21 protein-coding genes are annotated in these 25761 nt (G+C 71.6%); 7 read left to right on the forward strand and 14 right to left on the reverse strand.

The features are described 5' to 3' along the window. Positions 1 to 112 precede the first annotated feature (112 nt). Both AB0K82_RS21005 and AB0K82_RS21010 read right to left on the reverse strand, forming a co-directional pair. On the reverse strand, positions 113 to 1186 hold the full coding sequence (locus tag AB0K82_RS21005; protein ID WP_364399146.1) for an iron chelate uptake ABC transporter family permease subunit: 1074 nt from the start codon (positions 1184 to 1186) through the stop codon (positions 113 to 115). Next, positions 1183 to 2235 (reverse strand): iron ABC transporter permease, encoded by a 1053-nt coding sequence (locus tag AB0K82_RS21010; RefSeq protein ID WP_364399148.1) that lies wholly within the window; start codon positions 2233 to 2235, stop codon positions 1183 to 1185. Before AB0K82_RS21010 ends, AB0K82_RS21005 begins: the two co-directional genes overlap by 4 nt. A 126-nt stretch (positions 2236 to 2361) precedes the next feature. On the opposite strand from AB0K82_RS21010, the gene AB0K82_RS21015 reads away from it, so the two are divergent. From AB0K82_RS21015 to AB0K82_RS21035, 5 genes are read left to right on the forward strand one after another with little or no spacing between them, the layout of a single operon-like run. Continuing rightward, on the forward strand, positions 2362 to 3384 hold the full coding sequence (locus AB0K82_RS21015) for an ABC transporter substrate-binding protein (protein ID WP_364399150.1): 1023 nt from the start codon (positions 2362 to 2364) through the stop codon (positions 3382 to 3384). Positions 3385 to 3409: 25 nt separating this feature from the next. Then, a complete protein-coding gene (locus AB0K82_RS21020; protein WP_364399152.1) occupies positions 3410 to 4261 on the forward strand; it encodes a siderophore-interacting protein in 852 nt (283 codons plus the stop codon). A 35-nt stretch (positions 4262 to 4296) separates the two neighbouring features. Then, a complete protein-coding gene (locus tag AB0K82_RS21025; protein ID WP_364399211.1) occupies positions 4297 to 5739 on the forward strand; it encodes an aspartate aminotransferase family protein in 1443 nt (480 codons plus the stop codon). Positions 5740 to 5743: 4 nt separating this feature from the next. Then, positions 5744 to 7030 (forward strand): lysine N(6)-hydroxylase/L-ornithine N(5)-oxygenase family protein, encoded by a 1287-nt coding sequence (locus tag AB0K82_RS21030; RefSeq protein WP_364399154.1) that lies wholly within the window; start codon positions 5744 to 5746, stop codon positions 7028 to 7030. After that, complete coding sequence (locus tag AB0K82_RS21035) at positions 7027 to 9393, forward strand: GNAT family N-acetyltransferase (protein WP_364399155.1); 2367 nt, start codon at positions 7027 to 7029, stop codon at positions 9391 to 9393. The genes AB0K82_RS21030 and AB0K82_RS21035 overlap by 4 nt, the downstream gene beginning before the upstream one ends. A gap of 3 nt (positions 9394 to 9396) precedes the next feature. On the opposite strand, the gene AB0K82_RS21040 is transcribed toward AB0K82_RS21035, so the two are convergent. The 10 genes from AB0K82_RS21040 to AB0K82_RS21085 form a co-directional block, all read right to left on the reverse strand. Next, positions 9397 to 10587 (reverse strand): amidohydrolase family protein, encoded by a 1191-nt coding sequence (locus AB0K82_RS21040; protein ID WP_364399157.1) that lies wholly within the window; start codon positions 10585 to 10587, stop codon positions 9397 to 9399. Then, complete coding sequence (locus tag AB0K82_RS21045; protein WP_364399159.1) at positions 10584 to 11378, reverse strand: IclR family transcriptional regulator; 795 nt, start codon at positions 11376 to 11378, stop codon at positions 10584 to 10586. Before AB0K82_RS21045 ends, AB0K82_RS21040 begins: the two co-directional genes overlap by 4 nt. Positions 11379 to 11430: 52 nt before the next feature. Beyond that, positions 11431 to 12648, reverse strand: a complete 1218-nt coding sequence (locus AB0K82_RS21050; RefSeq protein ID WP_364399161.1) for an aminotransferase class V-fold PLP-dependent enzyme — start codon at positions 12646 to 12648, stop codon at positions 11431 to 11433. Positions 12649 to 12658: 10 nt separating this feature from the next. Then, positions 12659 to 13408 (reverse strand): amino acid ABC transporter ATP-binding protein, encoded by a 750-nt coding sequence (locus tag AB0K82_RS21055; protein ID WP_364399213.1) that lies wholly within the window; start codon positions 13406 to 13408, stop codon positions 12659 to 12661. A gap of 11 nt (positions 13409 to 13419) precedes the next feature. Further along, entirely contained in the window at positions 13420 to 14313 is an 894-nt protein-coding gene (locus AB0K82_RS21060) for an amino acid ABC transporter permease (RefSeq protein WP_364399162.1), read from the reverse strand. A gap of 12 nt (positions 14314 to 14325) precedes the next feature. Further along, a complete protein-coding gene (locus AB0K82_RS21065; RefSeq protein ID WP_364399164.1) occupies positions 14326 to 15264 on the reverse strand; it encodes an ABC transporter substrate-binding protein in 939 nt (312 codons plus the stop codon). A 235-nt stretch (positions 15265 to 15499) separates the two neighbouring features. Further along, a complete protein-coding gene (locus tag AB0K82_RS21070; protein WP_364399166.1) occupies positions 15500 to 16483 on the reverse strand; it encodes a zinc-binding dehydrogenase in 984 nt (327 codons plus the stop codon). 44 nt (positions 16484 to 16527) lie between these two features. Further along, positions 16528 to 17394, reverse strand: coding sequence for a helix-turn-helix transcriptional regulator (locus AB0K82_RS21075; protein ID WP_364399168.1), 867 nt, complete (start codon positions 17392 to 17394; stop codon positions 16528 to 16530). A 295-nt stretch (positions 17395 to 17689) separates the two neighbouring features. Continuing rightward, positions 17690 to 18838, reverse strand: a complete 1149-nt coding sequence (locus AB0K82_RS21080) for an oxalate decarboxylase family bicupin (protein ID WP_364399170.1) — start codon at positions 18836 to 18838, stop codon at positions 17690 to 17692. Between the two features lie 37 nt (positions 18839 to 18875). Beyond that, positions 18876 to 20165: an Nramp family divalent metal transporter gene (locus AB0K82_RS21085; RefSeq protein ID WP_364399172.1), complete on the reverse strand. Its 1290-nt coding sequence runs from the start codon at positions 20163 to 20165 to the stop codon at positions 18876 to 18878. A gap of 351 nt (positions 20166 to 20516) precedes the next feature. On the opposite strand from AB0K82_RS21085, the gene AB0K82_RS21090 reads away from it, so the two are divergent. Next, positions 20517 to 21689 carry a glutathione-independent formaldehyde dehydrogenase gene (locus tag AB0K82_RS21090; RefSeq protein WP_364399174.1) on the forward strand — a complete coding sequence of 391 codons (1173 nt, stop codon included), beginning with the start codon at positions 20517 to 20519 and terminating at the stop codon, positions 21687 to 21689. 26 nt (positions 21690 to 21715) lie between these two features. Beyond that, entirely contained in the window at positions 21716 to 22744 is a 1029-nt protein-coding gene (locus tag AB0K82_RS21095) for a Dyp-type peroxidase (RefSeq protein ID WP_364399176.1), read from the forward strand. Between the two features lie 92 nt (positions 22745 to 22836). Here AB0K82_RS21095 and AB0K82_RS21100 read toward each other — a convergent pair whose 3' ends face one another. Then, positions 22837 to 24282 carry a lipase maturation factor family protein gene (locus AB0K82_RS21100; RefSeq protein ID WP_364399178.1) on the reverse strand — a complete coding sequence of 482 codons (1446 nt, stop codon included), beginning with the start codon at positions 24280 to 24282 and terminating at the stop codon, positions 22837 to 22839. Then, positions 24240 to 25730, reverse strand: coding sequence for an NAD(P)/FAD-dependent oxidoreductase (locus AB0K82_RS21105; RefSeq protein ID WP_364399180.1), 1491 nt, complete (start codon positions 25728 to 25730; stop codon positions 24240 to 24242). Before AB0K82_RS21105 ends, AB0K82_RS21100 begins: the two co-directional genes overlap by 43 nt. Between the last annotated feature and the right edge of the window lie 31 nt (positions 25731 to 25761).

A 25761-nucleotide genomic window follows, 5' to 3' on the forward strand; every position in this document is an offset into this window, starting at 1 on the left:
CGGTGCCCCTGGTCCGCCGGTCCGGGCACGGCGCCCGGCGTACGGTGTGCGCGTTCGCGCGTGCCGTCGTGTCCCACGTTTCCTGCCTCCGTCATCGAACGGTCCGAAGTCGTCACAGCCGTCCCGTGCGGCGTTCCGTGGCGAGCAGCCAGATCAGGTAGGCGCCGCCGAGCACGCCGGTCACCACGCCGACCGGCAACTGGTGGCCGGGGATCAGCCGCTGGGCGGCCAGGTCGGCGGTGACCAGCAGCGCCGCGCCCATGCACAGGGAGGGCAGCAGGTTGGGACCCGGTTCGCGGGTGAGGCGCCGGGCCAGTTGCGGGGCGGTCAGCGCGACGAACGAGACCGGGCCGGTGGCCGCGGCGGCGAGCGCGCTGAGCAGCACCGCCGAGGCCAGCAGCGCCAGGCGGATCCGCTGCACCCGTACGCCGAGCGCCGTCGCCGCGTCATCGCCCATCTCGAGGATCCGCAGGCCCCGGGCGCAGCCGAGCAGCACCGCCGGCACGACCACGATCGTGGCCGTCAGGACCGGGGCCAGGTCGCCCCAGCCGCGCCCGTCGAGGGTGCCGGTCAGCCAGAGGACCGCGCGTGCGGCGTCGGAGATGTTCGCGCGGGTGATCAGGTAGCCGTTGATCCCGGTGAGGATCGCGGCGACGCCGATGCCGACGAGGACGAGCCGGCCGCCGTGCAGGCCCTCGCGCCAGGCGAGCAGGTAGATGACGACCCCGGTGGCGATTCCTCCGGCGACCGCGCCGGCCGCCAGCGCCACCGCGCCGCCGCCGACGACGATCGCGGCGAGGGCCCCGGCCGCCGCGCCCTGGGTGAACCCGAGGAGGTCCGGGCTGCCGAGCGGATTGCGGGCCAGGGCCTGGAACGCCGCGCCGGAGAACGCCAGCGCGGCACCGGCCGTCAGGGCCGTGAGCACGCGCGGCAGCCGTACCTGCTCGACGATGAAGGCGTCGGCGGGGCTTCCCCCGCCGAGGAGCGTGCGGACGACGTCCACCGGGCTCATCGGATAGTCACCTCCGCCGATGGCGAGGACGGCCCCGGCCACGGCGATCAGCACGCACGCCGCGCCGACCGCGAGGGCGCGCGGCCGCAGCCGTACCGAGAGCCCGCCGGAGGTCCGAAGCACGATCGCCCTGCTCGGTTGGTTCCGCTCCTGCCGCTCATCCACGCGCCTCATGCGCGCCCCGCCCGGCCCCGCCGGACGACGGCCAGGAAGACCGGGCCGCCCGCCACCGCGGTGACGATGCCGACCTGGATCTCCGCGGGCCGGCCGAGGACCCGGCCGAGCACGTCGGCGCCGAGCAGCATCACCGGGGCCAGCACCGCGCAGTAGGGCAGCAGCCGGCGCAGGTCGGGGCCGGTCAGCGCGCGTACGAGGTGCGGCACCATCAGCCCGACGAAGACGATCGGCCCGCACGCGGCGGTGGCCGCGCCGCACAGCAGCGTGACGGCGACGAGCGCGCCGGTCCGCGTCCAGGTGGGACGGGCGCCGAGCGCGCGGGCGCCGTCGTCGCCGAGGGCCAGCGCGTTGAGCGGACGGGCGAGCGCGGCGGTGAGCAGCACCCCGGCCGCGACGAACGGGGCGATCCCCGTGACGGTCGAGGGCCGGGCGGTGGCCAGCGACCCGACCGTCCAGAACCGCATCCTGTCCAGGGAGGCCGTGTCGATGAGCTCGACCGCGCTGGCATAGGCGTACAGCGCCGCGTTGACGGCCGCCCCGGCGAGGGCCAGCCGCTCCGGCGTGGCGGCGCGTCCCCCGCCGACCGCCCAGACCAGGACGGCGACCGCGCCCGCCCCCACGAACGCGAACCACACGTACCCCGTGACGGACCTGATCCCCAGGAAGGCGATCGCGGACACGACGGCGGCCGAGGCGCCGGCGTTGATGCCGAGCAGGCCGGGGTCGGCGAGCGGATTGCGGGTCAGCGCCTGCATGACCCCGCCGGCGAGGCCGAGCGCGGCACCGGCCAGGAGGCCCAGGAGAGTGCGCGGCAGCCGGGTCTCGCGGACGACGGTGTAGGCGGGGGCGTCCGGATCGAGGAGGCCGTGCCAGACCTCGCCGAGGGAGTACCGCCGGGCGCCGATGGCCAGGCTCGCCGCGAGGACGGCGAGCAGGAGCAGCAGCGCGGCGGGCGGCCCGGCACGGCGCGCGGACCGGCCTCGTGCCGCCGGTGGGGCGGCCGGGGGCGGCACCGCGGACGGCGCCGACGACTTGGTGACGGACACGGAAGGGCTCCGGATCGAGATCGCGATCACACTGGACAAGGTCGACTTAGGTTAGGTTAACCTAACTTCGATCTCGCGGCACCTGCCGCCCGTCCCCCATGTCCCCTTCGCAGGAGAGGAACCGTCATGCCCCATGTCCGGACCCCAGGACTGTCCCGCCGCGGCCTGCTGGCCGCGTTCGGCGGAATCGGCGCGGGCGCGCTCGTCACCGCCTGCGGAGGGGGCGGCGGGTCGGACGCGGCGAAGAGCGGCGGATCCTGGGCGTTCACCGACGACCGCGGCCGGCGGGTGACCGCGAAGAGCCGCCCGCGACGCCTCGTCGCCTACATCGGGACGGCGGCGGTCCTGCACGACCTCGGCCTCGGCGACCGGATCGTCGGCGTGTTCGGCCCGACCACGCTCAAGGACGGCAGGCCGGACCCGCTCGCCGGCAGCCTCGACGTGAGCAAGGTGACGGTGCTGGGCAACACCTTCGGCGAGTTCAACGTCGAGAAGTACGCCGGACTCCGGCCCGACCTGCTGATCACCGACATGTACCTGCCGAACGCGCTCTGGTACGTCCCGGACAACAGCAAGGACAAGATCGCGGCGCTCGCCCCGAGCGTCGCCATCACCGCCGCGAAGGTGTCCGTCACCGAGCCGATCCGGCGGTACGAGGAGCTGGCGGCCGCTCTCGGCGCCGACCTGAAGGCCCGGCAGGTCACCGACGCCAAGGCGCGGTTCGACCGCGCCTCGGAGACGCTCCGCGCGGTGGCCAAGGCCAAGAGCGGCCTCAAGGTCCTGGCCGCCTCCGGCAGTCCCGACCTGTTCTACGCCTCCGACCCGAACGCGAACGCCGACCTGCGGTACTTCCGCAGCCTCGGCGTGGACCTGATCGTGCCGGACAAGGTCAGCTCCCAGGGCTTCTTCGAGGAGTTGAGCTGGGAGAACGCCGACAAGTACCCGGCCGACGTGATCCTGCTGGACGCGCGGACCTCGGCGCTGCAGCCGAAGGACCTGGCCGCCAAGCCGACCTGGGCGAAGCTGCCCTCCGTGAAGGCGGGCCAGGTCACGCCCTGGCAGAGCGAGCCGCGCTTCAGCAACGCGGGCTTCGCGCCGCTCATCGAGACGCTCGCCGCCGCCCTCCAGAAGGCCCAGAAGGTCCGCTGACCCGCGACGACAGGAGAGACCCATCGTGAGCACCACCGCCACCGCCGCTCCGTTCCGGTTCTTCGACCTGCGGGTCGTGCGGACGCGGCGCCTCGGCCCGTCGATCGTCCGGATCACGTTCGGCGGGGACCCCCTCACCGGCCTCGCCTGCGGCGGCCGTGACCAGCGGTTCAAGCTGTTCCTCCCCCACCCCCACCAGGACGCGCCCGTCGTTCCCACCGAGGCGGGCGAGGACTGGTTCGCGCGGTGGCGGGCGATGGATCCGGCCGTACGCGCGGTGATGCGCACGTACACCGCGCGCGAGCAGCGCAGCGACCCCGACGAGCTCGACGTCGACTTCGCCCTGCACGGGGACGGCGGGCCGGCGTGCCGCTGGGCGGCCCGCGCCGCCCCGGGAGACCCGGTCGTCGTGCTCGGCCCGGTGGAACCCGACAACGGCGGGGTCGACTTCCGGCCGCCGCCCGGCACCGACTGGATCCTGCTCACCGGGGACGAGACGGCGCTGCCCGCCGTCGCCGGCATCCTCGCCTGGCTGCCCGCGACCGCCCGAGCCCGCGTGTGGATCGAGGTGCCGCACGCGGCCGACGTGCAGGACCTGCCGACGGAGGCGCAGGCCGAGGTCACCTGGCTGGTCCGGGAGAACGCCCCCGCCGGGGCGACCCTGGAGGCGGTCCGGGCCGCCACGCTGCCGGCGGGCACCCCGTACGCCTGGATCGCGGGCGAGGCCGCCGGCGTGCGGGCCCTGCGGCGGCACCTGGTCGGCGAGCGCGGCTTCGACCGCCGCGCCGTGGTGTTCACCGGCTACTGGCGCCGGGGCGCGACCGAGGAGGACCTGCTCGCCGAGGCGGTGGCCGGCACGGCCCCCGCCGACGACTGACCCGGGAAGGACGACCCGTGACCTTCACCTCCCCGCTGCTCGGCGCGGACACCGCCGAGCTCTACCGCGGCCTCGTCGCCGCCGGCGTCGACCGCGTGGCGGACCGGATCGCCGCGGCGGACCGGCCGTTCACCGGCATCGCCCCGGACCGGCTCGCCGAAGAGGTCGCCGCCGTCGACCTCGACCGGCCCCTCGGCGACGCGACCGCCGCCCTCGACGAACTCGACGACCTCTACCTGCGCGACGCCGTCTACTTCCACCACCCGCGCTACCTCGCCCACCTGAACTGCCCGGTGGCCGTCCCGGCCCTGCTCGGCGAGGCCGTGCTGTCGGCCGTCAACTCCTCGCTCGACACCTGGGACCAGAGCGCCGGCGGCACGCTGATCGAACGCCGCCTGATCGAGTGGACGGCCGGGCGCCTCGGCCTCGGCCCCGCCGCCGACGGGGTGTTCACGAGCGGCGGCACGCAGTCCAACCTCCAGGCCCTGCTGCTGGCCCGCGAAGAGGCGTGCGGACGCGCGCCCGCGCGGGCGGGCGTACTCCCCCGGCTGCGCGTCCTCGCCTCCGCGCACGGGCACTTCAGCGTGGTCAAGGCGGCGCGGCTGCTGGGCCTGGACGACGACGCGGTGATCGGAGTGCCGTGCGACCGGGACCGGCGGATGCGGCCGGGCGCGCTCGCCCGCGAGCTGGACCGGTGCCGCCGCGAGGGCCTGGTGCCGATGGCGGTGGTCGCGACCGCCGGAACCACCGACTTCGGCGGCATCGACCCGCTGCCGGAGATCGCCGAACTGTGCGCGCGGGCCGGCGTGTGGCTGCACGTCGACGCGGCGTACGGGTGCGGGCTGCTGGTGTCGCGCCGCCGGCACCTGCTGGACGGCGTCGAGCGGGCCGACTCGGTCACCGTCGACTACCACAAGTCCTTCTTCCAGCCGGTCAGCTGCAGCGCGGTGCTCGTACGGGACGGAGCCGTCCTGCGGCACGTGACCTACCACGCCGACTACCTCAACCCCGCGCGCAGCGCCGCGCAGGGCGTGCCCAACCAGGTCGACAAGAGCCTGCAGACCACCCGCCGGTTCGACGCCCTGAAGCTGTGGCTCACCCTGCGCGTCATCGGGGCGGACACGGTCGGCGGGCTCTTCGACGCGGTGCTCGACCGGGCCGCCGAGGCGTGGACGCTGCTGGACGCCGACCCGCGCTTCGAGGTCGTCGTACGGCCACGGCTGAGCACTCTCGTGTTCCGCTACGCGCCGCCCGGGGCGGGTGACGCGGCGCTCGACCGGGCGAACCTGCACGCGGCCGCCGCGCTGTCCGCGTCCGGGGCGGCGGTCGTGGCCACGACGGTCGTCGACGGCCGTCACCACCTGAAGTTCACGCTCCTGAACCCGCGCACCACCATCCGCGACATCGCCGACGTCCTCGACCTCCTCGCCGGGCACGCCCGCGACCTCCTGGGAGACGACCTTGCCCACGCCTCATGACTTCGTGGCCATCGGACTGGGCCCCTTCAACCTCGGCCTCGCCTGCCTGACCGACCCGATCGACGATCTCGACGGGATCTTCCTGGAGAGCGAGCCGGAGTTCGACTGGCACCCGGGCATGCTGCTGGAGGGCACCACGCTGCAGACGCCCTTCCTCGCCGACCTGGTCACGCTGGCCGACCCGACCTCGCCGTTCTCGTTCCTCAACTACCTGAAGACGTGGGGGCGCCTGTACCCCTTCTACATCCGTGAGAGCTTCTTCCCGCTGCGCGCCGAGTACGTCGACTACTGCCGCTGGGCGGCCGGCCGGCTGCCCACGATCCGCTTCGGCCACCGCGTCACGGCCGTGGAGTACGACGAGGCCGAGGAGGTCTACGTCGTCCACGCCGACCGGGCGGCCACCGGCGACCGCGCGACCTTCCGCGCCCGGAACCTGGTCCTGGGCACCGGGACCCCGCCGTACGTCCCGGACTGCTGCCGCGATCTGCCCGGCGACGCGCTGCACTCCTCCGCGTACCTGCCGAACCGCTCCGCGCTGCGGGTCAAACGCAGCGTCACGGTCGTCGGCAGCGGCCAGAGCGCCGCGGAGATCTACCACGACCTGCTGCAGGACGTCGACGACGGCGGCTACGAGCTGAACTGGGTGACCCGGTCCCCCCGGTTCTTCCCGCTGGAGTACACGAAGCTGACGCTGGAGATGACGTCGCCGGAGTACGTCGACTACTTCCACGCGCTCCCCGCCCCCACCCGCGACCGGCTCTCGGCCGCCCACAAGGGCCTGTACAAGGGCATCAACGCCGACCTCATCAACGAGATCTTCGACCTGCTGTACCGCAAGAACCTCGTCCGGCCCTGCCCGACGCGGCTGATGACCGGCACGGCGCTGCGCGAGGTCCGCCACGACGCCGCGACCGGCGCGTACACACTCGGCCTGCGCCAGGAGGAGCAGGGCCGCGACTTCACGCTCACGACCGAGGGCCTGGTCCTCGCCACCGGCTACCGGTACCAGGTCCCCGGCTTCCTCACCCCGGTCGCGGACCGCCTCCGGTGGGACCCGGCCGGGCGCCTCGCGGTCCGGCGCGACTACAGCGTCCACACGACCGGCGGCGGCGTCTACGTGCAGAACGCCGAGTTGCACACCCACGGCTTCACGGCACCCGACCTGGGCATGGCCGCCTACCGCAATTCCTGCATCATCCGGAGCCTGCTCGGCCGCGAGCCCTACCCGGTCGAGCGGTCCATCGCGTTCCAGGAGTTCGGCGCCCCCACGGAGGAGGTCGTGGCCGAATGACGGTGTTCTCCCGGATCGACGACCGGCTCGGCGAGTTCGCGCTCCGCTCCGTCGACCCGATCGGCGACGCGGCCCTGCTGCACCGCTGGGTCACGCACCCCAAGTCGGTGTTCTGGATGATGGGCGACGCGAGCCCGTCCGACGTGGTCGCGGAGTTCGAGTCCATCGCGGCGCGGCCCGGGCACGACGCGTTCCTCGGCCTGCACGAGGGCCGGCCGGCCTTCCTCGTCGAACGCTACGACCCGGGCCGCGAGCTCGGCGCGGTGTACGACGCGCGCCCCGGAGACGTCGGCATGCACTTCCTGGTCGCGCCGGCCGACACGCCGATCCACGGCTTCACCCGCGCCGTGCTCGTCACGGTGATGGAGCTGCTGTTCGCCGACCCCCGGACCCGCCGCGTCATCGTCGAACCCGACGTGCGCAACACGGCGGTCCACGCGCTCAACGCGACCGTCGGCTTCGACGTCGTCGGCACCGTGCCGCTACCGGGCAAGCAGGCCCTGCTGAGCGTCTGCACCCGCGAGCGGTACGCGGCGACCCGAGATCCCGGTGAGCGCCCCGGCGCCCCTGACGCCGTCGCGCACCTGACGCCCGGACGCTGGGCGCACGCGAACCGGCTCCTGGTGCGCAAGGCGCTCGCCGAGTTCGCGCACGAACGGCTGCTGACCCCCGAACGGCTGCCCGACGGCCGGTACGCCGTGCGCGGCGACGACGGCGGCGTGGAGTACCGGTTCGCGGCCCGTGTCATGGCCCTGGACCACTGGCGGATCGACGCGGGCTCGATCACCCGCCGGCGGCCCGGCGCCGAGCTTCCGCTGGACGCGGTCGACCTGATCCTGGAGCTGCGGCACACGCTCGGCCTCAGCGACGACGTGCTCCCCGTCTACCTGGAGGAGATCACCAGCACACTCGCGAGCAGCGCGTTCAAGCTGGCCCGCCCGCCGGTCCCCGCGGCCGACCTGGCACGGGCGGACTTCCAGGCCGTCGAGACCGGCATGACGGAGGGCCACCCCTGCTTCGTGGCGAACAACGGGCGTCTCGGCTTCGACGCCGAGGAGTACCACCGGTACGCCCCGGAGGCGGCCCGGCCCGTCCGCCTGCTGTGGCTGGCCGCGCACCGGGACCACTGCGCGTTCACCGGCGGCGCGGGCCTGGACCACGACGCGCTGATGCGCGCGGAGCTCGGCGAGCGGGTCCTCGACCGGTTCGCCGCGACGATGACCGGGCTCGGGCTGGACCTCGCCGACTTCCACCTGATCCCCGTCCACCCGTGGCAGTGGTGGAACCGCCTGTCGGTGACGTTCGCGGGCGAGGTGGCGCGCCGCCGCCTGGTGTTCCTCGGACCGGGGGACGACGATCACCTCCCCCAGCAGTCGATCCGGACGTTCTTCAACGTGACCGCGCCGACGAAGCACTACGTCAAGACGGCCCTGTCCGTGCTGAACATGGGCTTCCTGCGCGGCCTGTCCGCGGAGTACATGGCGGCGACCCCGGCCATCAACGACTGGGTCGCCGACCTGGTCGCCGGCGACGAGGTGCTCAAGCGGACCGGCCTAGCCGTCCTGCGGGAGCGCGCCGCGGTCGGCTACCACCACGAGCAGTACGCCGCCGCCTCGGACAAGGGCTCCGCGTACCGGAAGATGCTCGCCGCGCTGTGGCGGGAGAGCCCGGTCCCGCTGCTCGGGCCCGGCGAACGGCTCGCGACCATGGCCTCGCTCCTGCACGTCGACCGGGCGGGCGACTCCCTGGCGAGCGCCCTGATCGGGGCGTCGGGTCTGGAGCCGGCCGCGTGGCTGCGCCGGTACCTCGACGCCTACCTGACGCCGATCCTGCACTGCTTCTACGCCCATGACCTGGTCTTCATGCCGCACGGCGAGAACGTCATCCTCGTCCTCGACGAGCGGGGCGTCCCCCGGCGCGCCGTCTTCAAGGACATCGCCGAGGAGATCGGCGTGATGAGCGCGGACCGGCCGCTGCCGCCCGCGATCGAGCGGATCCGCGCGGACGTGCCCGAGGACGTGAAGATCCTGTCGATCTTCACGGACGTCTTCGACTGCTTCTTCCGCTTCCTCAGCGCGACCCTCGACGCGGACGGCACCCTGGACGAGGAGGGCTTCTGGTCGACGGTGGCCGCCTGCGTCGCCGACTACCAGGACTCCGTCCCTCACCTGGCCGACCGGTTCGCGCGCCACGACCTGTTCGCCGAGCGCTTCGCGCTGTCCTGCCTGAACCGGCTGCAACTGCGGAACAACCGGCAGATGGTCGACCTGGCCGACCCGGCCGGCGCGCTGCAACTCGTCGGCACCCTGGACAATCCCATCGCGCGCTTCGCGCGGCGGCGCCGAGCGGTCGGAAAGGCGTGAGGGTCAGGCGCCGGCCTCCCCCGTGGTGTCCTTGACGATACGGCCGGCGGCGATCACCACCGGAGGTTCCAGCAACGCCTCGACGTCGGATCGCGGGTCTTCGTCGACGGCGATCACATCGGCGAGGTAGCCGGGCTTGACGGCACCGGCCATGGGGAGTCCGGCCGCGCGCATCCCGGCTTCGGTGGCCGCCGCCAGCGCCTGCCGAGTCGAGAGGCCCGCGGCGAGGAGGCCCTTCAGCCCGTCCACGACGCCACCGACGTGGGGGTGGCGTGGGATGCCCGAATCGGTGCCGGCGAGGATCGGCACCCCGGCGGCGTGGAGACCGGCGATCCAGCCGCCTCGGATCTCGAGGGGGATGGGGTGCGCGTGCGCGCCGACGACGCCCAGGGTCGGGCAGACCGCGATCCCCGCGTCGGCCAGTTCGCGAACCAGGGCGGTGTCGAAGCCGTCACCGCCCTGCGGGGAGATGAACGTGCCGTGCTCGATCGTGTCGACCCTCGCGGTGACGGCCGCGCGTACGCCCGCCGTGGACAGCGCGTGCGCGGCGACGGTGACGCCGTGGTGGTGCGCCTCGTCGACGATCGCCGCCAGGGTGGTCTCGGGGATCTCGAACCGCAGCGGATCCGTACCCGCCGTCATCCGGCCGCCGGTGACCATGACCTTGATCAGGTCGGCCCCCGCGTCGAGTTCCTCGCGTACCGCGTCTCGCGCCCGGCCTGGTCCGTCGACCTCGTTCCCCATGAACCAGCAGTGTCCGCTGGGCCGGGTCAGGGGCCGGCCCGCGACCATCAGGCGCGGGCCCGGAGTCGTGCCGTCCCTGATCTCGTCGCGGATCCGCGCCGAGAGACCGCGTGGGGAGCCGAGATCCCGGGCGAACGTCACGCCGCTTTCGACCAGTTGCCGGGCGGAGCGCCGCATGCTCTCCAGTCGCGCCGGCTCGTCCCGGGCCAGCATGCTCTCGACCGGGTCGCCGCTCGCGTCGAAGGCCAGGTGCACGTGGGCGTCCATCAGGCCGGGCAACAGGACGCGGTCACCGAGATCCACCGTCTCGACGTGCGCGGAGATCGGTGCTCGGTCGGCCGGCCCGACCCAGGCGATCCGGTCGGCCTCGATGAGGACGACCGCGTCGTGGACGGCGGTGTCGGCGAGCACATCCGTGATCACGGTGGCCGCCCTATAGGCGATCGTCATCGGGTTCCCTCGTGATCGTCGATGCCGGTCTCGCGGTGCCCCAGGCTCTGCGACACGGCCGTCGCGGTGTCCTGGACGGCGGCGGAGACGCTGGCGAGTCGCCGCTCGTCGACGGTCCCGGCCGACATGGTCACGCAGACGCAGTACCTGCCGGGCCCGTCGGCGTCGCGGACCGGGGCCGACACCCCGAGCGTGTCCGGGGTGATCTCCCCGTTGCTGACCCAGACCCCTTCGGCGCGGATCTTCTCCAGCATGGCGCGGATGACGTGGGGGTCGGTGGGGGTCCGGTCGGTGTAGCGCGGCAGCGGCGCGGCGAGCACCTCGCGGAGGAACTGCTCGTCCTGGTACGCCAGGAGCGTCTTTCCGGCTCCGGCGTTCAGGCCGATGGTGTCGCCGATCTCCACGGTGAGCGCGGTCTCGGCGTTGATGTCCAGCCGCTCGACGCAGACGTACCGGTGACCGCGGAGCATGTAGAAGAGGACGACCTCACCGGTCTGCTCGGCCAGGCGGATCAGATGCCGCCGGGCGGCCGTCCGCGGTGCCCGGCGGCCGGCCGCCCGGCCCAGCGCGACGGCGGCGGGGCCGAGCGAGTACGAGCCGCGGGCCTCGGCCTGTTCCAGGTACTGCCGCTGTTCCAGAGAACGGACGATCCGGTGGGTCACGGCCTTGTGGATGCCCAGGTGCTTGGCCAGGTCGGACACGCGCCACTCAGTCTGGTTGACGAAGGCCTCCAGGACGGTCAGCACCCGGTCGACGCCTTGCAACGACGCAGGTTTGTCGGCCTTGTCCATCACGTATTCCTCCCCGACGAAGCAACCCTGAGATCAACGAACCCATTCTCGATCACCGTGATGGGCGTCGGGTCGGCCGACCGAGCCGCCCGATGAGCGAGCCGACGTGGTCGATCTCGGCTTCGGTGTTGTAGTAGTGCACGGACGCCCGTACGACGCTGGTCAGTCCGCGGGAGGGCAGGTCCCACTGCGACGACGTGCGCCGGGAGACGCTGGTGTTGACTCCGTCGCCGGCCAGCGCGCGCACCACCTCGTCGGGCGGGACATCGTCGACGGTGAACGACACGATCCCGCACCGGGTCCGGCCGAGGTCTCGCACCCGGACGCCGTCGATGCCCTCGAGGGTCTGTCGCAGCCGCTCGCCCAGGGCGAGGACGCGGGCCTCGATCGCGTCCATCCCCAGGGACAGGGCGTAGTCGACGGCCGCCCCCAGACCGACGATCGCGGCGTAGTTCTTCTCCCAGGTCTCGTAGCGGCGCGCGTCGGGATTCATCGCGTATTCGGTGGGGGCCGTCCACACCGCGGATCCGTTGTCCAGCATCGCCGGCTCGAACAGGGGCATCGCGCTCTCCCGTACGTACAGGAATCCCGTCCCACGCGGTCCCCGAAGGTACTTGCGGCCCGTCCCGGTCAGGATGTCGCAGCGCAGCGCGGTGACGTCCAGGTCGAGCTGTCCCGCCGACTGGCAGGCGTCGAGGAGGAACGGCACCCCGGCGGCCTCGGCCAGCGCACCGACCGCCGCCGCGGGATTCACCAGACCACCCTGCGTCGGGATGTGCGTGATCGACACGAGCCTGACGCGGTCGTCGTCCAGCTCCTTCTCGAGCAGGGCGAGGTCGATCTGCCCGCTGGGGTCGTCATCGATGACCGCGACCTCGACGCCGAAGCGTCTCGCCTGCTGCAGGTACGCGATCGCGTTGCTGCCGTACTCCGACCGGCAGGTCAGGATCCGGTCTCCCGGCGCGAACCGCATGCCGTAGAACACCATGTCCCAGGCACGCGTCGCGTTGTCGGCCAACGCGATCTCCGATCGCCCGGCACCGATCAGGCGGGCCAGCGAGGTGTAGGCCGCCTCGATCTGCTCGGACCGCGCGGCCTGCGCCTCGTATCCGCCCCGCGCCGCCTCATGCCGCAGATAGTCCACCGTCGTGTCGACCACGGCCGCGGGCGGCAGCGCGCACCCGGCGTTGTTCAGGTGGACGAGATCGCGGCAGCCCGGAGTCTCGTCGCGTACGCGCTCGATATCGATTTCGCCGTCAACGCTGTGCATCACTGTGTAGTCAGCCTTGTCTCAGGAATTCCCGTGCTCTTGCGGTCCGCGGGCGGGTGAGCACGGTCTCGGGCGGCCCTTCCTCGGCGATCACTCCGTCGTCCATGAAGCACACGTGGTCGGCCACATCGCGGGCGAACCCCATCTCGTGCGTGACGACGATCATCGTCATGCCCTCGGCGGCCAGATCGCGCATGACCGACAGCACCTCGCCGACCAACTCCGGATCCAGCGCCGACGTCGGCTCGTCGAAGAGCATCACCTTGGGCCGCATGGCCAGCGCCCGCGCGATCGCCACGCGTTGCTGCTGACCACCGGACAGTTCATTGGGGTAATAGTCACTGCGCGCGGCCAGTCCCACCCGCTCCAACAGGCTCATGGCCAGCTCACGGGTCTCCGCCTTGGCGGCGCGGTGCACCCGCAGCGGCCCGGCCATGACGTTGTCCAACGCGGTCATGTGCGGGAAGAGGTTGAAGCGCTGGAAGACCATGCCGATCTGGCGGCGCTGGTCGGCGAGCTCCTTCTCCGGCAGTGGAACCAGATGGTCGCCCTCGATCCGCAGACCGATCAGTTCGCCATCGACCCACACCTCTCCCCCATCCGCGAGCTGCAGCCCGTTGATACAGCGCAGCAGGGTGGACTTCCCGGAGCCCGATGGGCCGATCAGGCAGCTCACCGAGCCCCGCGACACCGAATAGTCGATGCCTTTGAGGATCTGCACCGAGTCGAAGCTCTTCCTTATCCCACGCAGGTCGATCATCGGCGGCTCCACTAGACCTCCTCCACCATGCCGGGATTCGCCTCGGCCCGCGGCCGCGATCTCGGCGCGTAGCCCTTGGAGTACCTGCGTTCCAGGCGTGCCTGCATGTAGCTCAGCAGCGAGGTGAGCAGGAGATACCAGAAGGCGGCGACGATCAGCAGCGGAATCGTCTGGTAGTTCAGCGCGTAGACGACCTGGGCGCTGTGCAGCAGGTCCGCCAGGCCGATGACGCTGACCAGCGCGGTGTTCTTGAAGGTCGTCACCACCTGGTTCGCGGTGGGCGGTATCACCGTCCGCACGGCCTGCGGCATGACGATCTGGAAGACCTTGCGCGGCCGCATTCCCAGTGCCTGTGCCGCCTCATACTGCCCTCGGTCCACCCCCAGCAGTCCACCGCGCACGATCTCGGCCATGTACGCGCCCTCGTTCAGCGACAGCGCCAGCAGCGCGGCGGTCCACGGCTTGATCAGGGTGTTGGCGTCGATCGATACCAGCGACGGCCCGAACGGGACGGACAGTCCGATCCGGGGGAACAGCGCCGCGATGTTGAACCAGAAGATCACCTGGATCAGCAGGGGCGTCCCGCGGAAGAACCAGATGTAGCCCCACGCCGCCCGGGACAGCAGCGGGTTCGCGGACGTGCGCATGACCGCCAGGCCGATGCCCAGCACGGACCCGATGACCATGACGAGCACGGTGAGTTCCAGCGTCAGCAGCAGACCGCGCAGGATCACGGCGCTGAACAGATACTGGCCGACGACCGACCAGCCGAAGTTGCGGTTGCTCACCAGCGCGTCGGCCAGCCACAGCACCACCAGGACGCACACCGCGACGGTGACGTACCGCCACCTGCTCGGGCGGGGACTGCGACGGGTCCGCTGCCGGACCTCTGTCGTGACGCTCACCGGACCGGCCCCTCAGCCCTTCAGCTGACCGAGTTCGGCGGCCGGCAGCATGTAGTTGGACATGCCCCACTTCTGGTAGATCCGCTGGTACTCGGGAAGCCCGTGCAGCACCGCCATCGCCTTGACGAGCGCCGGCGTCAGCTCGGCCCCCTTCACGACCGCCATCCCGCCGGTCGAGGTCAGGTTCGACTCGTCGCGCAGTACCTCGAACTTGGCGTTCTGCGTCTTCTGCGCGTACCCCAGCACCGGCCCGTCCGCCATGACCGCGTCGACGCGGCCGCTCGAAAGGGCCAGCAGCACCTGGCTCTGGTCCGGCAGTTCCACGGGGTCGATCGCCGTCTTGCCCTTGCTCACGCACGTCTCCTGGCTGAGTTTCGGCAGACGGGTCGTGGCCTGCAGCGACCCGACCGCGACCGCCACCCGGTGACCGCACAGCGTGTCCGAGGTCAGCTTCTTCGGGTTGCCCGTGGGCACGGCGACCGCCGAGCCGCCCTTGGTGAACGCCACCATGTCCAGTACCTGGAGCCGCTCGGGCGTCGGTGACATGGAGGCCACCGCCATGTCGTACTTCTTGGACTGCAGCCCGGGGATGATGCCGTCGAGTGAGATCGAGACCAGCGTCGGCTCCAGCCCCATGACCCGCGCGAGCGCACGCCCGATGTCCGCGTTCAGCCCCATGCTGGTCTTGCCGTCAGGCGAGACGTACGACGTCGGCGGGGCGCCCGCGGAGAGCACGATCCTGATCTTCTTGGCCTTCTTCAGCCCGGACGGGAGCAGCGCCTCCACCGCCTGATCCGGCTTGATCCCCGGGAAGGCGTCGACCTGATCGACGGCCGTTCCGCCTGTCGTCCCCCGACTGCCTTTGGTCGCATCATCGGTCGGCGTCGAACAGCCGGCCATGGCCACCGCGGCCACGACCACCATCGCCGCCGCCAGGCGCGCTCTTCCCATACGCGGTCACACCCCTTGTTGCGTCTCTCTGAGAGAGACGATGTCTCTTGTAGTGAAACGCTAGGGGAGCGCGATCAAAAAGGTCAAGAGGTGCACCGAATTGCGGATGCCCAGAATTCAGTCGCCGCTCGCGACCGGGACCTCTCCATGGACCTTGGCGGCCGGTCTCGCCACGGTGGGGTCGAGTGCGGTGGACCGCCTCCCCCGGAAGGCGCTCCACCGGCATAGCCACAGGTCAGAGCCTCGCGACTTCGAGTACCAGCTTGCCCGTGGTCGCCCCTGCCTCGATGCGGCGGTGCGTCTCCACCGCCTGCTCCAGCGGCAGCGTTTCGACCTGGACCCACAGGGCTCCCTTCGCCGCGGCCTCCACCGCGCGGCGCAGCGCCCGGCCCGTTTCATCGGGGAAGGCCGCGGAGAAGGCGGCCAGGTTGAAACCGGAGACCGTCTTGTTGGTGAACCAGAGTTCGTTGGCCGGGATACCGACGTCATCGGCGCCCGACGCGTTGCCCATCACCACGAGGCGTCCCATCGGCGCCAGGAGGTCCAGGCCGGCGCGGCGAGCGGGGCCGCCGACCATGTCGACGACGATGTCGAACTCGCCGGCCTCGGCGACCCGGTCGCGCAGGATCACCTCGTCATAGCCGAAACTCTTCGCGGTCTCGATCTTGGCCTCGCTGCCGACCGTGCCGACCACGCGGCCCGCGCCCAGCAGCCGGGCGGCCTGACCGAGCTGGCTGCCCACGCCACCGGCCGCGGCGTGGACCAGGACGCTCTGTCCGGGCTCGATGTGCGCCACCCGATCGAGCACGAGGAAGGCGGTGGTGCTGTTGGACGGCAGCGCCGCCGCCACGTCCAACCTGAGGTCGAGACCGTCCAGCGGGGCGACCAGGTCCGCGGAGGTCACGACCACCTCCGCGTAGCCACCGCTGTCGACGATCGTCAACGCGGCCACCGGCCGGCCGACCGTCAGGTCCTCGACGCCCTCGCCGACGGCCCGGATCCGGCCCGCGACCTCGATGCCGGGTACGAAGGGCAGGGGCACGTCCACCACGCCACGCCGGTAGAGGACCTCGGCGAAGTTGGCGCCCGCGTACGCGACGTCGATGGCGACCTGGCCCGGTCCGGGCTCGGGGACCGCCACCTCGGCGGTGCGGAGAACCTCGGCCTCGCCGAACTCGGGGATGGTCACTGCCTTCATCTGCCTGCTGCTGTTGCTCATGGCGATGAGTCTGCGGTCGCGGCACGAGGTCGGGCAGTGTCAGCTCATCCTGGGTGTGACACCACCAGGTTGCGCGCCCGCATCAGCTTCTCCAGTCGCTCCCGGGTGCCGGTACCCGGACGGGGGTTGTGCAGGATCAGGTGGTGTCCCGGGTGCTCGGGCAGCGGCAGCAGCGTGGCGTCGAAGGTCAGCGTCCCGGCCTCCGGATGATCGACCGCCTTCACCGCGCTGGTGTGCTCGGCCACGTCGTGGCGCGCCCACAGTTCGGCGAACTCCGGGCTGACCTCGGCCAGTTCGGCGGCGATGCGGTCGAACTCCGGGTCGTCGGGATAGCGCGCGGCGTCGGCGCGAAAGCCGGCGGCCACCTCGGACGCGGTCTCGGCCCAGTGCCGGTGCACCACTCGGTAGCGGGCGTTGGTGAAGAAGGAGACCAGGCAGTTGTGGTCGGTCTCGCCGTAGCCGAACACGACCCGGGCCGCGTCGTTGATGGCGGTGAAGTTCCAGTGGCGGTCACGGATGTAGCCGGGCCGTGGCGACCAGGCGTCCAGCAGCCGCCGGACCGCCGGGGAGGCGGGTACGGACGCCGCGGCTCGGGCCTGCGGCGGGTTGAGGCCGGCCAGCAGGTACAGGTGCGCGCGCTCGGCGGAGTCCAGCAGCAGCGCGCGGGCGATCGCGTCGAGGACCTCCTCGGACACCTTGATGTCGCGCCCCTGCTCCAGCCACGTGTACCAGGACACCCCGACCCCGGCCAGCACCGCGACCTCCTCGCGTCGCAACCCCGGCGTGCGGCGCCGACCGCCCGCCGGCATCCCGACGTCCTCAGGCGAGACCCGCGCCCGGCGGCTGCGCAGGAACTCCCGCAGTTCGGCGCGGCGGCGGTCACGGGACACGGAGGAATGAGCGCTGGCCATGGCCCAACCCTAAGTAGTTCTCTCGCGCGACCCTCGGTGGAGCTCCCCGCAACGGACACTCCGGTAAGAGCCGGAATGCCCACCGCGGATCGCGCAAGCCGGCGAAGGACTGTGGGGCTCTGGTCCTGCACATCTGACGAACCGCTGGCCACGGCCGCCACGGCACCGCGCTCCACCGGCCTCGTCGCATGAACGCCGACACACCTGCCGGAGGGGCGTGACCGGTGCGTCCAGCAGCAGCCACGGGAAGGACGCATGCCCGGTCGCGTACGCGACCGGGCCTTGGCTCACTGTCCTACGCCACGACCGGACGCTTGTCCTTGGGCAGTGCCTCGATCATCGACCGTGGGAGGTTGAGGGTGTCGGCGCTGACCTGTGGTGGCGTGTTGGCCATCCACTGGGCGGCCGAGATGTCCTCGAAGCGCGGGTTACGGAACATCTCCAGGAATCTGAGTGGCTCGTTCCCGAGGTTCTCGATGTAGTGGCCGTAGGCGAAGGGGACATAGCCGACGTCGCCGGCCTGAAAGTCGAAGGTGCGGTTCAGTCCGCTGCTGGCGAAGACTCCCATCCGCCCGAAGCCGGAGATGTAGTACTGCCATTCGTCGTCGGTGGGATGCCAGTGCAGCTCACGCAGGCCACCGGGTTCGACCTCGACCAGCGCGGCGGCGATGGTGGTCGCGGCGAAGTTGGAGCGGTCGGCGATGCGGACGCGACCGCCGGGGAACTCCAGGGGTCGTTGGGTGAGCAGCTTGTGCTTGAACGTCTGTGGCACGTCGCCGGTCGGGCTGAAAACCCGGTCCGCCGACAACGGGGGCGGGACCTGGCCCTGGAAGATGTACTTCTCCTTCTCCGGCAGGTGGTCCAGTTGCTCGGGCCGCCAGCCGAAGTTCTTGGCCAGCACGTTCTTCGGCGTGTGTGCGAAGAAGTCACTGATCATGAATGTGGAGTTCTCGGAGAACCCGCCGTCGTCGAAGACGAGCAGGAACTCCACGCCTTCGGCCAGAGCCTGGATGTGGTGAGGGACGCCCTTGGGGAAGAACCACAGATCGCCTTCTTTCACGTCTTCGAGGAAATTGCGGCCCTCCTGGTCGACCGCGCCGATCCGGCAGCTGCCCTCCAGGACGTAACCCCATTCGGACTGTTTGTGCCAGTGCAGTTCGCGGTAGGCGCCGGGGTTCAGCTTCATGTCGACGCCCGCCAGAGTGGTCGCGACCGGCAGTTCGCGTTGGGTGACCTCACGCGTCCAGCCGCCCTCCTCGATGCGGGTGTGCGCCATGGAGAAAGAGAACTTCATGTTCGGCAGCGTTCCGCTGTCGGTTTCCGGCGGGGTGATCAGGTCGGGGTTCTGCCGGTCGAGTTCGACGTTTCGTGGACCGGTGTCGGTGCCTCCCTTGCCGTCGCGCTGCGGCTGGGGAATTCCGTCGTGAATACGTTCGGTCACCATACGAGCCCTTCCTTTCGAGTCACTGTCTTAATCGACGTCACAGCAGCGTGATCGGCAGGCAGCAGCCGAGCACGGCGACCACAGCGCCCGAGCAGCCCGCGAGCCGCGTGGTCACCGGGGCGTTGACCAGGGGGCCCATGACCGACCGGTCGCGACAGAAACCGATGAGCAGGAAGAGCGCGACGGGCACGCCGAGGGAGAGGATCACCTGGCTGAAGATCAGCAGCTCGGTCACCGGCACGCCGAGCATCAGGAACAGCACGGCCGGCGCCATCGTCACCACGCGACGCAGGTGCAGCGGCAGCCGCCGACCCAGGAAACCGCGCATGACGATGTCGCCGGCGAGGGTCCCGACGCCGCACGAGGAAATGCCCGACGACAAGAGCGCGACGGCGAACGCGAGCGCGGCGGCGCCGCCGATCCTGCCGGTCAGCTCCACGTGGGCGCCGACGATGTCGCCGGTCCACGCGCCGCCCGTGGCCGCCGCGAGACCGACACCGAAGGCGATCATCGAGGTGTTGACGAGGGTGGCCACGCCCAGGCCGAGCAGGCAGTCCGTCCGCAGGGCCCGGCGCACGAGCGATGGGCTCCGCCTGGCCGCGTCGGGTGTCCATCCGCGCCCCTGGACCAGCCCCGAGTGCAGGTAGATGGCATGCGGCATGACGGTGGCGCCTACGATGCCCATCGCCAGGACCAGCGAATGCGCACCGGCGAAGCCCGGCGCCAGCCCGCTCACGAAGCCGGAACCGGACTGATGACCCACGCAGACGATGTCGTACCCGACGCCGGCGCCGACGAGTATCAGCGCCGCGGTGCTCATCAACTCGAACGGGCGTGTCCGCCCCCGTCGCCGTAGCTCCAGCAGCAAGAGCGATACCACGGCCGTCACCGCCGCGGACAGGGCCACCGGCATGCCGAACAGCAGCCGCATGCCGATGGCCGCGCCGGTGAACTCCGCCACGTCGGTCGCGAGGACCACGATCTCGGCCTGTGCCCACAGCAGAAGGTTCCCGCGGCGGGCGAACCTCTCACGGCACAGCGCCGGCAGGCTCTTGCCGGTCGCGATCCCGAGCTTGGCCGCCTGGAACTGGACCAGGATCGCGACGAGACTGGCCGCCACCACCACCCACAGGAGCAGGTACCCGCTCGTGGCTCCCGCCGCGAAGTTGGTCGCGACGTTGCCGGGATCCACGTACGCGATCGCCGCGACGAAGGCCGGCCCGAGCATCGAGGCCCTCCGCGACGACCCACCCGCCCGCCGTTTCCCGACCCCCGGAGAGGGGGTGGCGGGTGCGCGGACGACCTCCATGACCGCAGAGCTGTCCATGGTCCTCCTCGATTTCGTCATCTCCGCTATTTAGCGGCGGTAACCACAAATATGGGCACAAGAAGTAAATAGCAACGAAACCGGAATACCCATCAAGGAACGTCGACATCACGGAGAACACTCTCCGATAACGCAAAGCATCTATAGAGCGACAGCAATATCGACAAACCACGCTTTTCTGCGTAAAAACGGTCGTACCTGACTCCGCCGGGCGGCCCATCGGCGACGGAACGCTGATAGGCCGTGGGTGAGCGGGTATGGGGATCAGTGGCGGGTGATCCGGGGGCGGGACGGCGCAGCCGCCGGATGAGACAAGCGGGGGTAGATCAGCATGATCCGTAGGCGGCCGACATGAAGGCCGTTGTCTTCGCCGACACGCGTTCGGTCGTGGTGAAGGACGTGCCGGACGCGATGCTCGATGACCGCGACGACGTGGTCGTGCGGGTCACCTCGAGTGCGATCTGCGGCACCGATCTGCACATGTATGACGGGCGGACCGGCGCCGAGCCCGGACTGGTGCTGGGACACGAGCCGCTCGGCGTCGTCGAACAGGTCGGTTCGGCGGTGGAGATGGTCAGGCCCGGCGACCGAGTGGTGATCCCGACCCACCTGTACTGCGGGGTATGCGTCAACTGCGCGCGGGGGCTGTCAGCCGCCTGCCTGCGGGTACGCCCGGGTGGATTCGGCGCGGCGTACGGCTATGCGGGGATGGGCGGCTACCGCGGCGCGCAAGCGGAACTGCTGCGGGTGCCGTACGCCGACGCCAACTGCATCCCGGTACCCGGTCGGCCGGGTGATGAGCTCGAGGACGATCTGGTGCTGCTGGCGGACGCGTTCGTGACCGGCTGGCACGCGACCGTACTGGGACAGGTGAGCGCGGGCTCGACGGTCGCGGTGTTCGGCGCCGGGACGATCGGCCTGCTGGCGGCCTACAGCTCCCTGTTGAAGGGAGCCGCCGAGGTCTACGTCGTCGATGCGGTGCCCGAACGGCTGGACAAGGCCGGCGAGATCGGCGCCGTTCCCATCGACTACCGGCGGGGGGATCCTGTCGATCAGATCCGCGAACGGCGCCGGGCCGACGGCCTGGCGCCCGGGGAGGCGGCGGTGAGCGGCGTCCAGGTCGGCATCGACGCCGTGGGGTTCCAGGCGCACGACCGTCTGAGGCCCGGCGTGGAGAACCCGACGCAGGTCATCGGCGATCTGGCCCGGCTGGTCAATCCGACCGGGCACCTGGGCATCATCGGCGTCTACGCCGACAAGGACCTGCATCCGGCCCCTGAAGGGCACGCGGACGGCCGCCTCACGGTGCCGTGGGCGACCTTCTTCTCCAAGGGAATCTCGGTGCGGTTCGGCCGCACCCATGACCGCCGGTACACGGTGCTTCTGCGCGACCTGGTGCTGTCCGGGCGGGCCCGGCCCGGTTCGGTTGTCACCCATCACGGCCGGCTGGACGACGCGCCCGGGCTCTACCGGGCGTTCGACCAGCGCGCCGACGGAGTCATCAAGGCCGTCTTGCGGCCGTGACAGCGCGCCACTTGGAGGGAGCGGCGATGGCGGATCCGGGACGACAGGTGGTCCCGCAGGCGGTGCTGAGTCCGCTGACCAGGACGGCGCTGTTCCTCGTGGTGACGATCGATCCAGCGCGTGAGTCTCGTGTCCGGGCGCTGCTGCCCGAACTGGCCGGCTTGCAGCGAGCCGTCGGTTTCCGAGCGCAGGAGGCCAGGTTGAGCTGCGTCGCCGGGATCGGCTCGCAGGCCTGGGACCGGCTGTTCTCCGGGCCGCGCCCCGCCGGGCTGCACCCGTTCCGCGAGCTGGTCGGGCCCGTGCACCGCGCCGTGGCCACACCGGGTGATCTGCTGTTCCACATCCGGGCGCAGCGGCCGGACCTGTGCTTCGAGCTGGCGTCGCAGATCATGGATCGGCTGCGCGACGTAGTGACGGTCCGCGATGAGGTGCACGGATTCAAGTACTTCGACGTACGCGACCTGCTGGGCTTCGTCGACGGCACGGAGAACCCGGTGGGCCCGGCGGCCCGCGCCGCCATCCTGATCGGCCGGGAGGACCCGCGATTCGCCGGCGGAAGTTACGTGATCGTGCAGAAGTACCTGCACGATCTGCGGGCCTGGAACGCCCTCCCCATCGAGGCCCAGGAAATGGTGATCGGCCGCCGGAAGCTGTCCGACATCGAACTGGACGACGCCGTCAAGCCGGCCGACTCCCACGTCGCGATGACCACGATCGTCGACCCGGACGGCACCGAACACAAGATCCTGCGGGACAACATGCCCTTCGGGGCCATCGGACGCGGGGAGTTCGGCACGTACTTCATCGGCTACGCCCGCACCCCGGCGGTCACCGAACGGATGCTGGAACGGATGTTCCTCGGCGACCCGCCGGCACGCCACGACCGGATCCTGGACTTCTCCACCCCCGTCACCGGCACGCTGTTCTTCGTCCCCAGTGCCGACTTCCTCGATGACCTGCCCGACCCACCCGCCGCGCCGGCCGGCCCCCGCGCCGAGGACGAGCCACACGCCGGCACCGCGACCGGCGCGCCACCTGACGCCGGAAGCCCGTAACCAGGGTCCCTGGGAATCGGCGGTCTCACCGGAAGCCCGGCTGTGGGACCGGAACCTCTACGGCCCGCTCGCCGGTGTGGTCGCTCGTGGTGTCATCCCCCGGATGACGGCGTGGCGTCGGCGGTGGGGCGGAGGCCGAGCGGGGGGAGGTACTCCCGTACGAGCCGGCGGTCCCACCACCGGCCGGTCTCGCGGCGTTCCTGCCAGGTGGTGAAGCGGTAGCGGTAGAGGCGGGCCCGGACGACGGTGGGCGGGGCGCCGGCGAACGGGTCGTGGCGGAGGAGCCGGAGCGTCTTCCGGTCGCCCGTCAGCAGCTTCTCGGCGAGGGGGACGATCCACGGCTCCGCGTACAGGGAGGACAGCCCGGCGAACCACATCAGCCAGTCGAGCCGGAGGTGGTAGGGCGCGAACTGCCGCGGCCGCCGCCGCGGGTCCCCCGGCTTGCCCTTGAACTCGTACTCCCGCCACTCGCTGTCCGGGCCGGGGTCGGGGTCCTCGGTGCCCTCGATGACGACCTCGTACCGGGTCCTCGTGATGCTGCCGAACGCGCCGTAGGAGTTCACCAGGTGCAGCGGGTTGAAGCTGGCGTTCATCCGCTGCCGCCGGGAGACGAGGTTGGCGACCGGCCAGTAGCTGAGCACGACGACCAGCACGGTTACCGCGATCACCAGCGCCTGGTGCCACGCCGGGTCGCCGACGGGCCGGGCGGACACCGGCAGGCCGAGCGCCCGCCAGTCCACGACGGAGGTCGCGAGGATCGCGGTGATCCAGTTCAGCCACGCGAAGTTGCCCGAGACGATCAGCCACAGCTGGGTGACGATGACGATCGCGGCCGCGACCGTGGCGTACGGCTGCGGCGCGAACAGCCCGAACGGCACCACCAACTGGGTGAAGTGGTTGGCCGCCACCTCGACGCGGTGCAGCGGCTTGGGGAGCCGGTGGAAGTACCAGCTGAGCGGGTTCGGCATCGGCTGGGTCTCGTGGTGGTAGTACAGGCACGTCAGGTCGCGCCAGCACGGGTCGCCGCGCAGCTTGATCAGGCCGGCGCCGAACTCCAGGCGGAACAGCAGCCAGCGCAGCAGCCACAGGATCAGCGCCGGCGGTGCGGCGCGCGCGTTGCCGAGGAAGATCGTCAGGAAGCCCGCCTCGCACAACAGCGACTCCCAGCCGAAGCCGTACCAGACCTGCCCGACGTTGACGATCGACAGGTACAGCAGCCACAGGAGCGCCCACAGCACCATCGACGCCCACAGCGGCACCGCGTCGGCGAGTCCCGCCAGGACGGCGGCCGACACGGCGGCGCCGGTCCAGGCGACGGTCCCGAGGAACCGGTCCGAGTAGTGGAGATGGAAGAGGCTCGGCGCCCGCCGGAACGACACCCTTCGCAGGTACGCCGGCACCGGGGTCAGCCCCCGCTCCCCCGCCAGCGCGCGGAACTGGCTCACCGCGCAGAGGAACGCGATCAGGTAGATCGCGGCGATTCCCCGTTGGAAGATCAGCCGGCCCGGCCAGTACCCGGGCTCGGTGAGCCATCGCACGGCCGCCGCACCTCCTCTCCGGAGAGCCGGAAGACGCGGCGCAGGGCGACGAGGGCGGCGTGGTGCCCGCACATGCCGTGCACGCCGGGGCCCGGCGGGGTCGCGGAGGAGCAGAGGTAGATGCTCGGGTTCGGCGTGGCGTACGGGACCCGGGCCATGGTGGGCCGGAACAGCAACCGCAGGTGGTCGCACGCCCCGCCGGCGATGTCGCCGCCGACGTTGTTCGGGTTGCGCGCCTCGACCACGGCCGGACCCGACACCGCGCGGGCGAGCACCAGGTCCGTGAAGCCGGGGGCGAACCGTTCGATCTGCCGCTCGATCGCACCGGTCAGGTCGCCCGGCCAGCCGCGGGGCACGTGCCCGTAGACCCACAGGACGTGCGAGCCGGCCGGGGCACGGGACGGGTCGGACAGACTCGGCTGGGCCACGATGAGGAACGGACGGTCCGGCGCCGCCCCCTCGTACGCGGTGCGCAGCGCCGTGCCGATCTCCGCGAACGACGGGCCGAGGTGGACGGTGCCGGCCCGCCGGCAGGCCTCGGCCCGCCACGGTACGGGACCGGACAGCGCATAATCGATCTTGAAGGCGGCCGGGCCGTGCCGGTACCGGCGCAGCCGGTCGGCGAACCCGTCCGGCAGCCGGGGGCCGGCGAGGGCGGCCAGATGCTCGGGCATGACGTCGCACAGGTACGCGCGGGCGGAGGGCAGCTCGCCGAGATCACGTACGTGCCGTCCGGTCTCGATCCGGCCGCCGAGGGAGCGCAGGTGGTCCGCCAGCGCGTCGGCGATCGCCTGCGAGCCGCCGGCCGGGAACGGCCAGCCCACCTCGTGGGCCGCCAGGGCGAACAGGAGCGCGATCCCTCCGGTCGCGGGCGTGCTGAGCGGCGCGATGGCGTGCGCGGCCAGCCCGGCGAGCAGGCCGCGGGCGTGTTCGCCCCGGAACAGCCGGGCCAGCAGCGCGGCGGGCGCGGCGGCCCGGACGCCGAACCGGGCGAGCAGCAGCGGGTGGCCGGGCAGGCCGTCGAGCGGGGCGCGCAGCACGTCGGGCGCGAGGTCCGCCCAGCGGCCCAGGAACGGCCCGATCAGGGCGCGGTACGCCGGGCCGTCCCGCCCGAGGACGACCGAGGTCTCCTCGACGGACCGGGCCAGGATCGCGGCCGACCCGTCGGGGAAGGGATGGGCGAGCGGGATGGGCGGCTCGACCCAGGTGACGCCGTGCCGCTCCAGCGGCAGCGCGCGGAAGGCGGGCGATCCGGCGCCGAGCGGATGGACGGCGGAGCAGACGTCGTGCCGGAACCCCGGCAGGGTCAGCTCCTCGGTGCGCGTCCCCCCACCGACCTCCGCCGCCGCCTCGTACACCCGCACGGTCAGCCCGGCGCGGGCGAGGGTGACCGCCGCCGTCAGGCCGTTCGGACCGGCGCCGACCACGACCGCGTCGACTTCGACCATGAACCGTGGGCTGCCCCGACGGCAGATCGTT

The organism is Actinoallomurus sp. NPDC052274 (assembly GCF_040679475.1).
Taxonomy (GTDB): Bacteria; Actinomycetota; Actinomycetes; order Streptosporangiales; family Streptosporangiaceae; genus Actinoallomurus; species Actinoallomurus liliacearum.

Excerpts from the sequence above, each read along its gene's own strand:
- AB0K82_RS21095 (WP_364399176.1), top strand. The coding sequence starts at position 21,716 with ATGGCGGATCCGGGACGACAGGTGGTCCCGCAGGCGGTGCTGAGTCCG.
- AB0K82_RS21055 (WP_364399213.1), bottom strand. The coding sequence starts at position 13,408 with ATGATCGACCTGCGTGGGATAAGGAAGAGCTTCGACTCGGTGCAGATC.
- AB0K82_RS21040 (WP_364399157.1), bottom strand. The coding sequence starts at position 10,587 with ATGACGATCGCCTATAGGGCGGCCACCGTGATCACGGATGTGCTCGCC.
- AB0K82_RS21005 (WP_364399146.1), bottom strand. The coding sequence starts at position 1,186 with ATGAGGCGCGTGGATGAGCGGCAGGAGCGGAACCAACCGAGCAGGGCG.
- AB0K82_RS21080 (WP_364399170.1), bottom strand. The coding sequence starts at position 18,838 with ATGGTGACCGAACGTATTCACGACGGAATTCCCCAGCCGCAGCGCGAC.
- AB0K82_RS21070 (WP_364399166.1), bottom strand. The coding sequence starts at position 16,483 with ATGAGCAACAGCAGCAGGCAGATGAAGGCAGTGACCATCCCCGAGTTC.
- AB0K82_RS21065 (WP_364399164.1), bottom strand. The coding sequence starts at position 15,264 with ATGGGAAGAGCGCGCCTGGCGGCGGCGATGGTGGTCGTGGCCGCGGTG.
- AB0K82_RS21045 (WP_364399159.1), bottom strand. The coding sequence starts at position 11,378 with ATGGACAAGGCCGACAAACCTGCGTCGTTGCAAGGCGTCGACCGGGTG.
- AB0K82_RS21035 (WP_364399155.1), top strand. The coding sequence starts at position 7,027 with ATGACGGTGTTCTCCCGGATCGACGACCGGCTCGGCGAGTTCGCGCTC.
- AB0K82_RS21085 (WP_364399172.1), bottom strand. The coding sequence starts at position 20,165 with ATGGACAGCTCTGCGGTCATGGAGGTCGTCCGCGCACCCGCCACCCCC.
- AB0K82_RS21050 (WP_364399161.1), bottom strand. The coding sequence starts at position 12,648 with ATGCACAGCGTTGACGGCGAAATCGATATCGAGCGCGTACGCGACGAG.
- AB0K82_RS21105 (WP_364399180.1), bottom strand. The coding sequence starts at position 25,730 with ATGGTCGAAGTCGACGCGGTCGTGGTCGGCGCCGGTCCGAACGGCCTG.
- AB0K82_RS21090 (WP_364399174.1), top strand. The coding sequence starts at position 20,517 with ATGAAGGCCGTTGTCTTCGCCGACACGCGTTCGGTCGTGGTGAAGGAC.
- AB0K82_RS21015 (WP_364399150.1), top strand. The coding sequence starts at position 2,362 with ATGCCCCATGTCCGGACCCCAGGACTGTCCCGCCGCGGCCTGCTGGCC.
- AB0K82_RS21075 (WP_364399168.1), bottom strand. The coding sequence starts at position 17,394 with ATGGCCAGCGCTCATTCCTCCGTGTCCCGTGACCGCCGCCGCGCCGAA.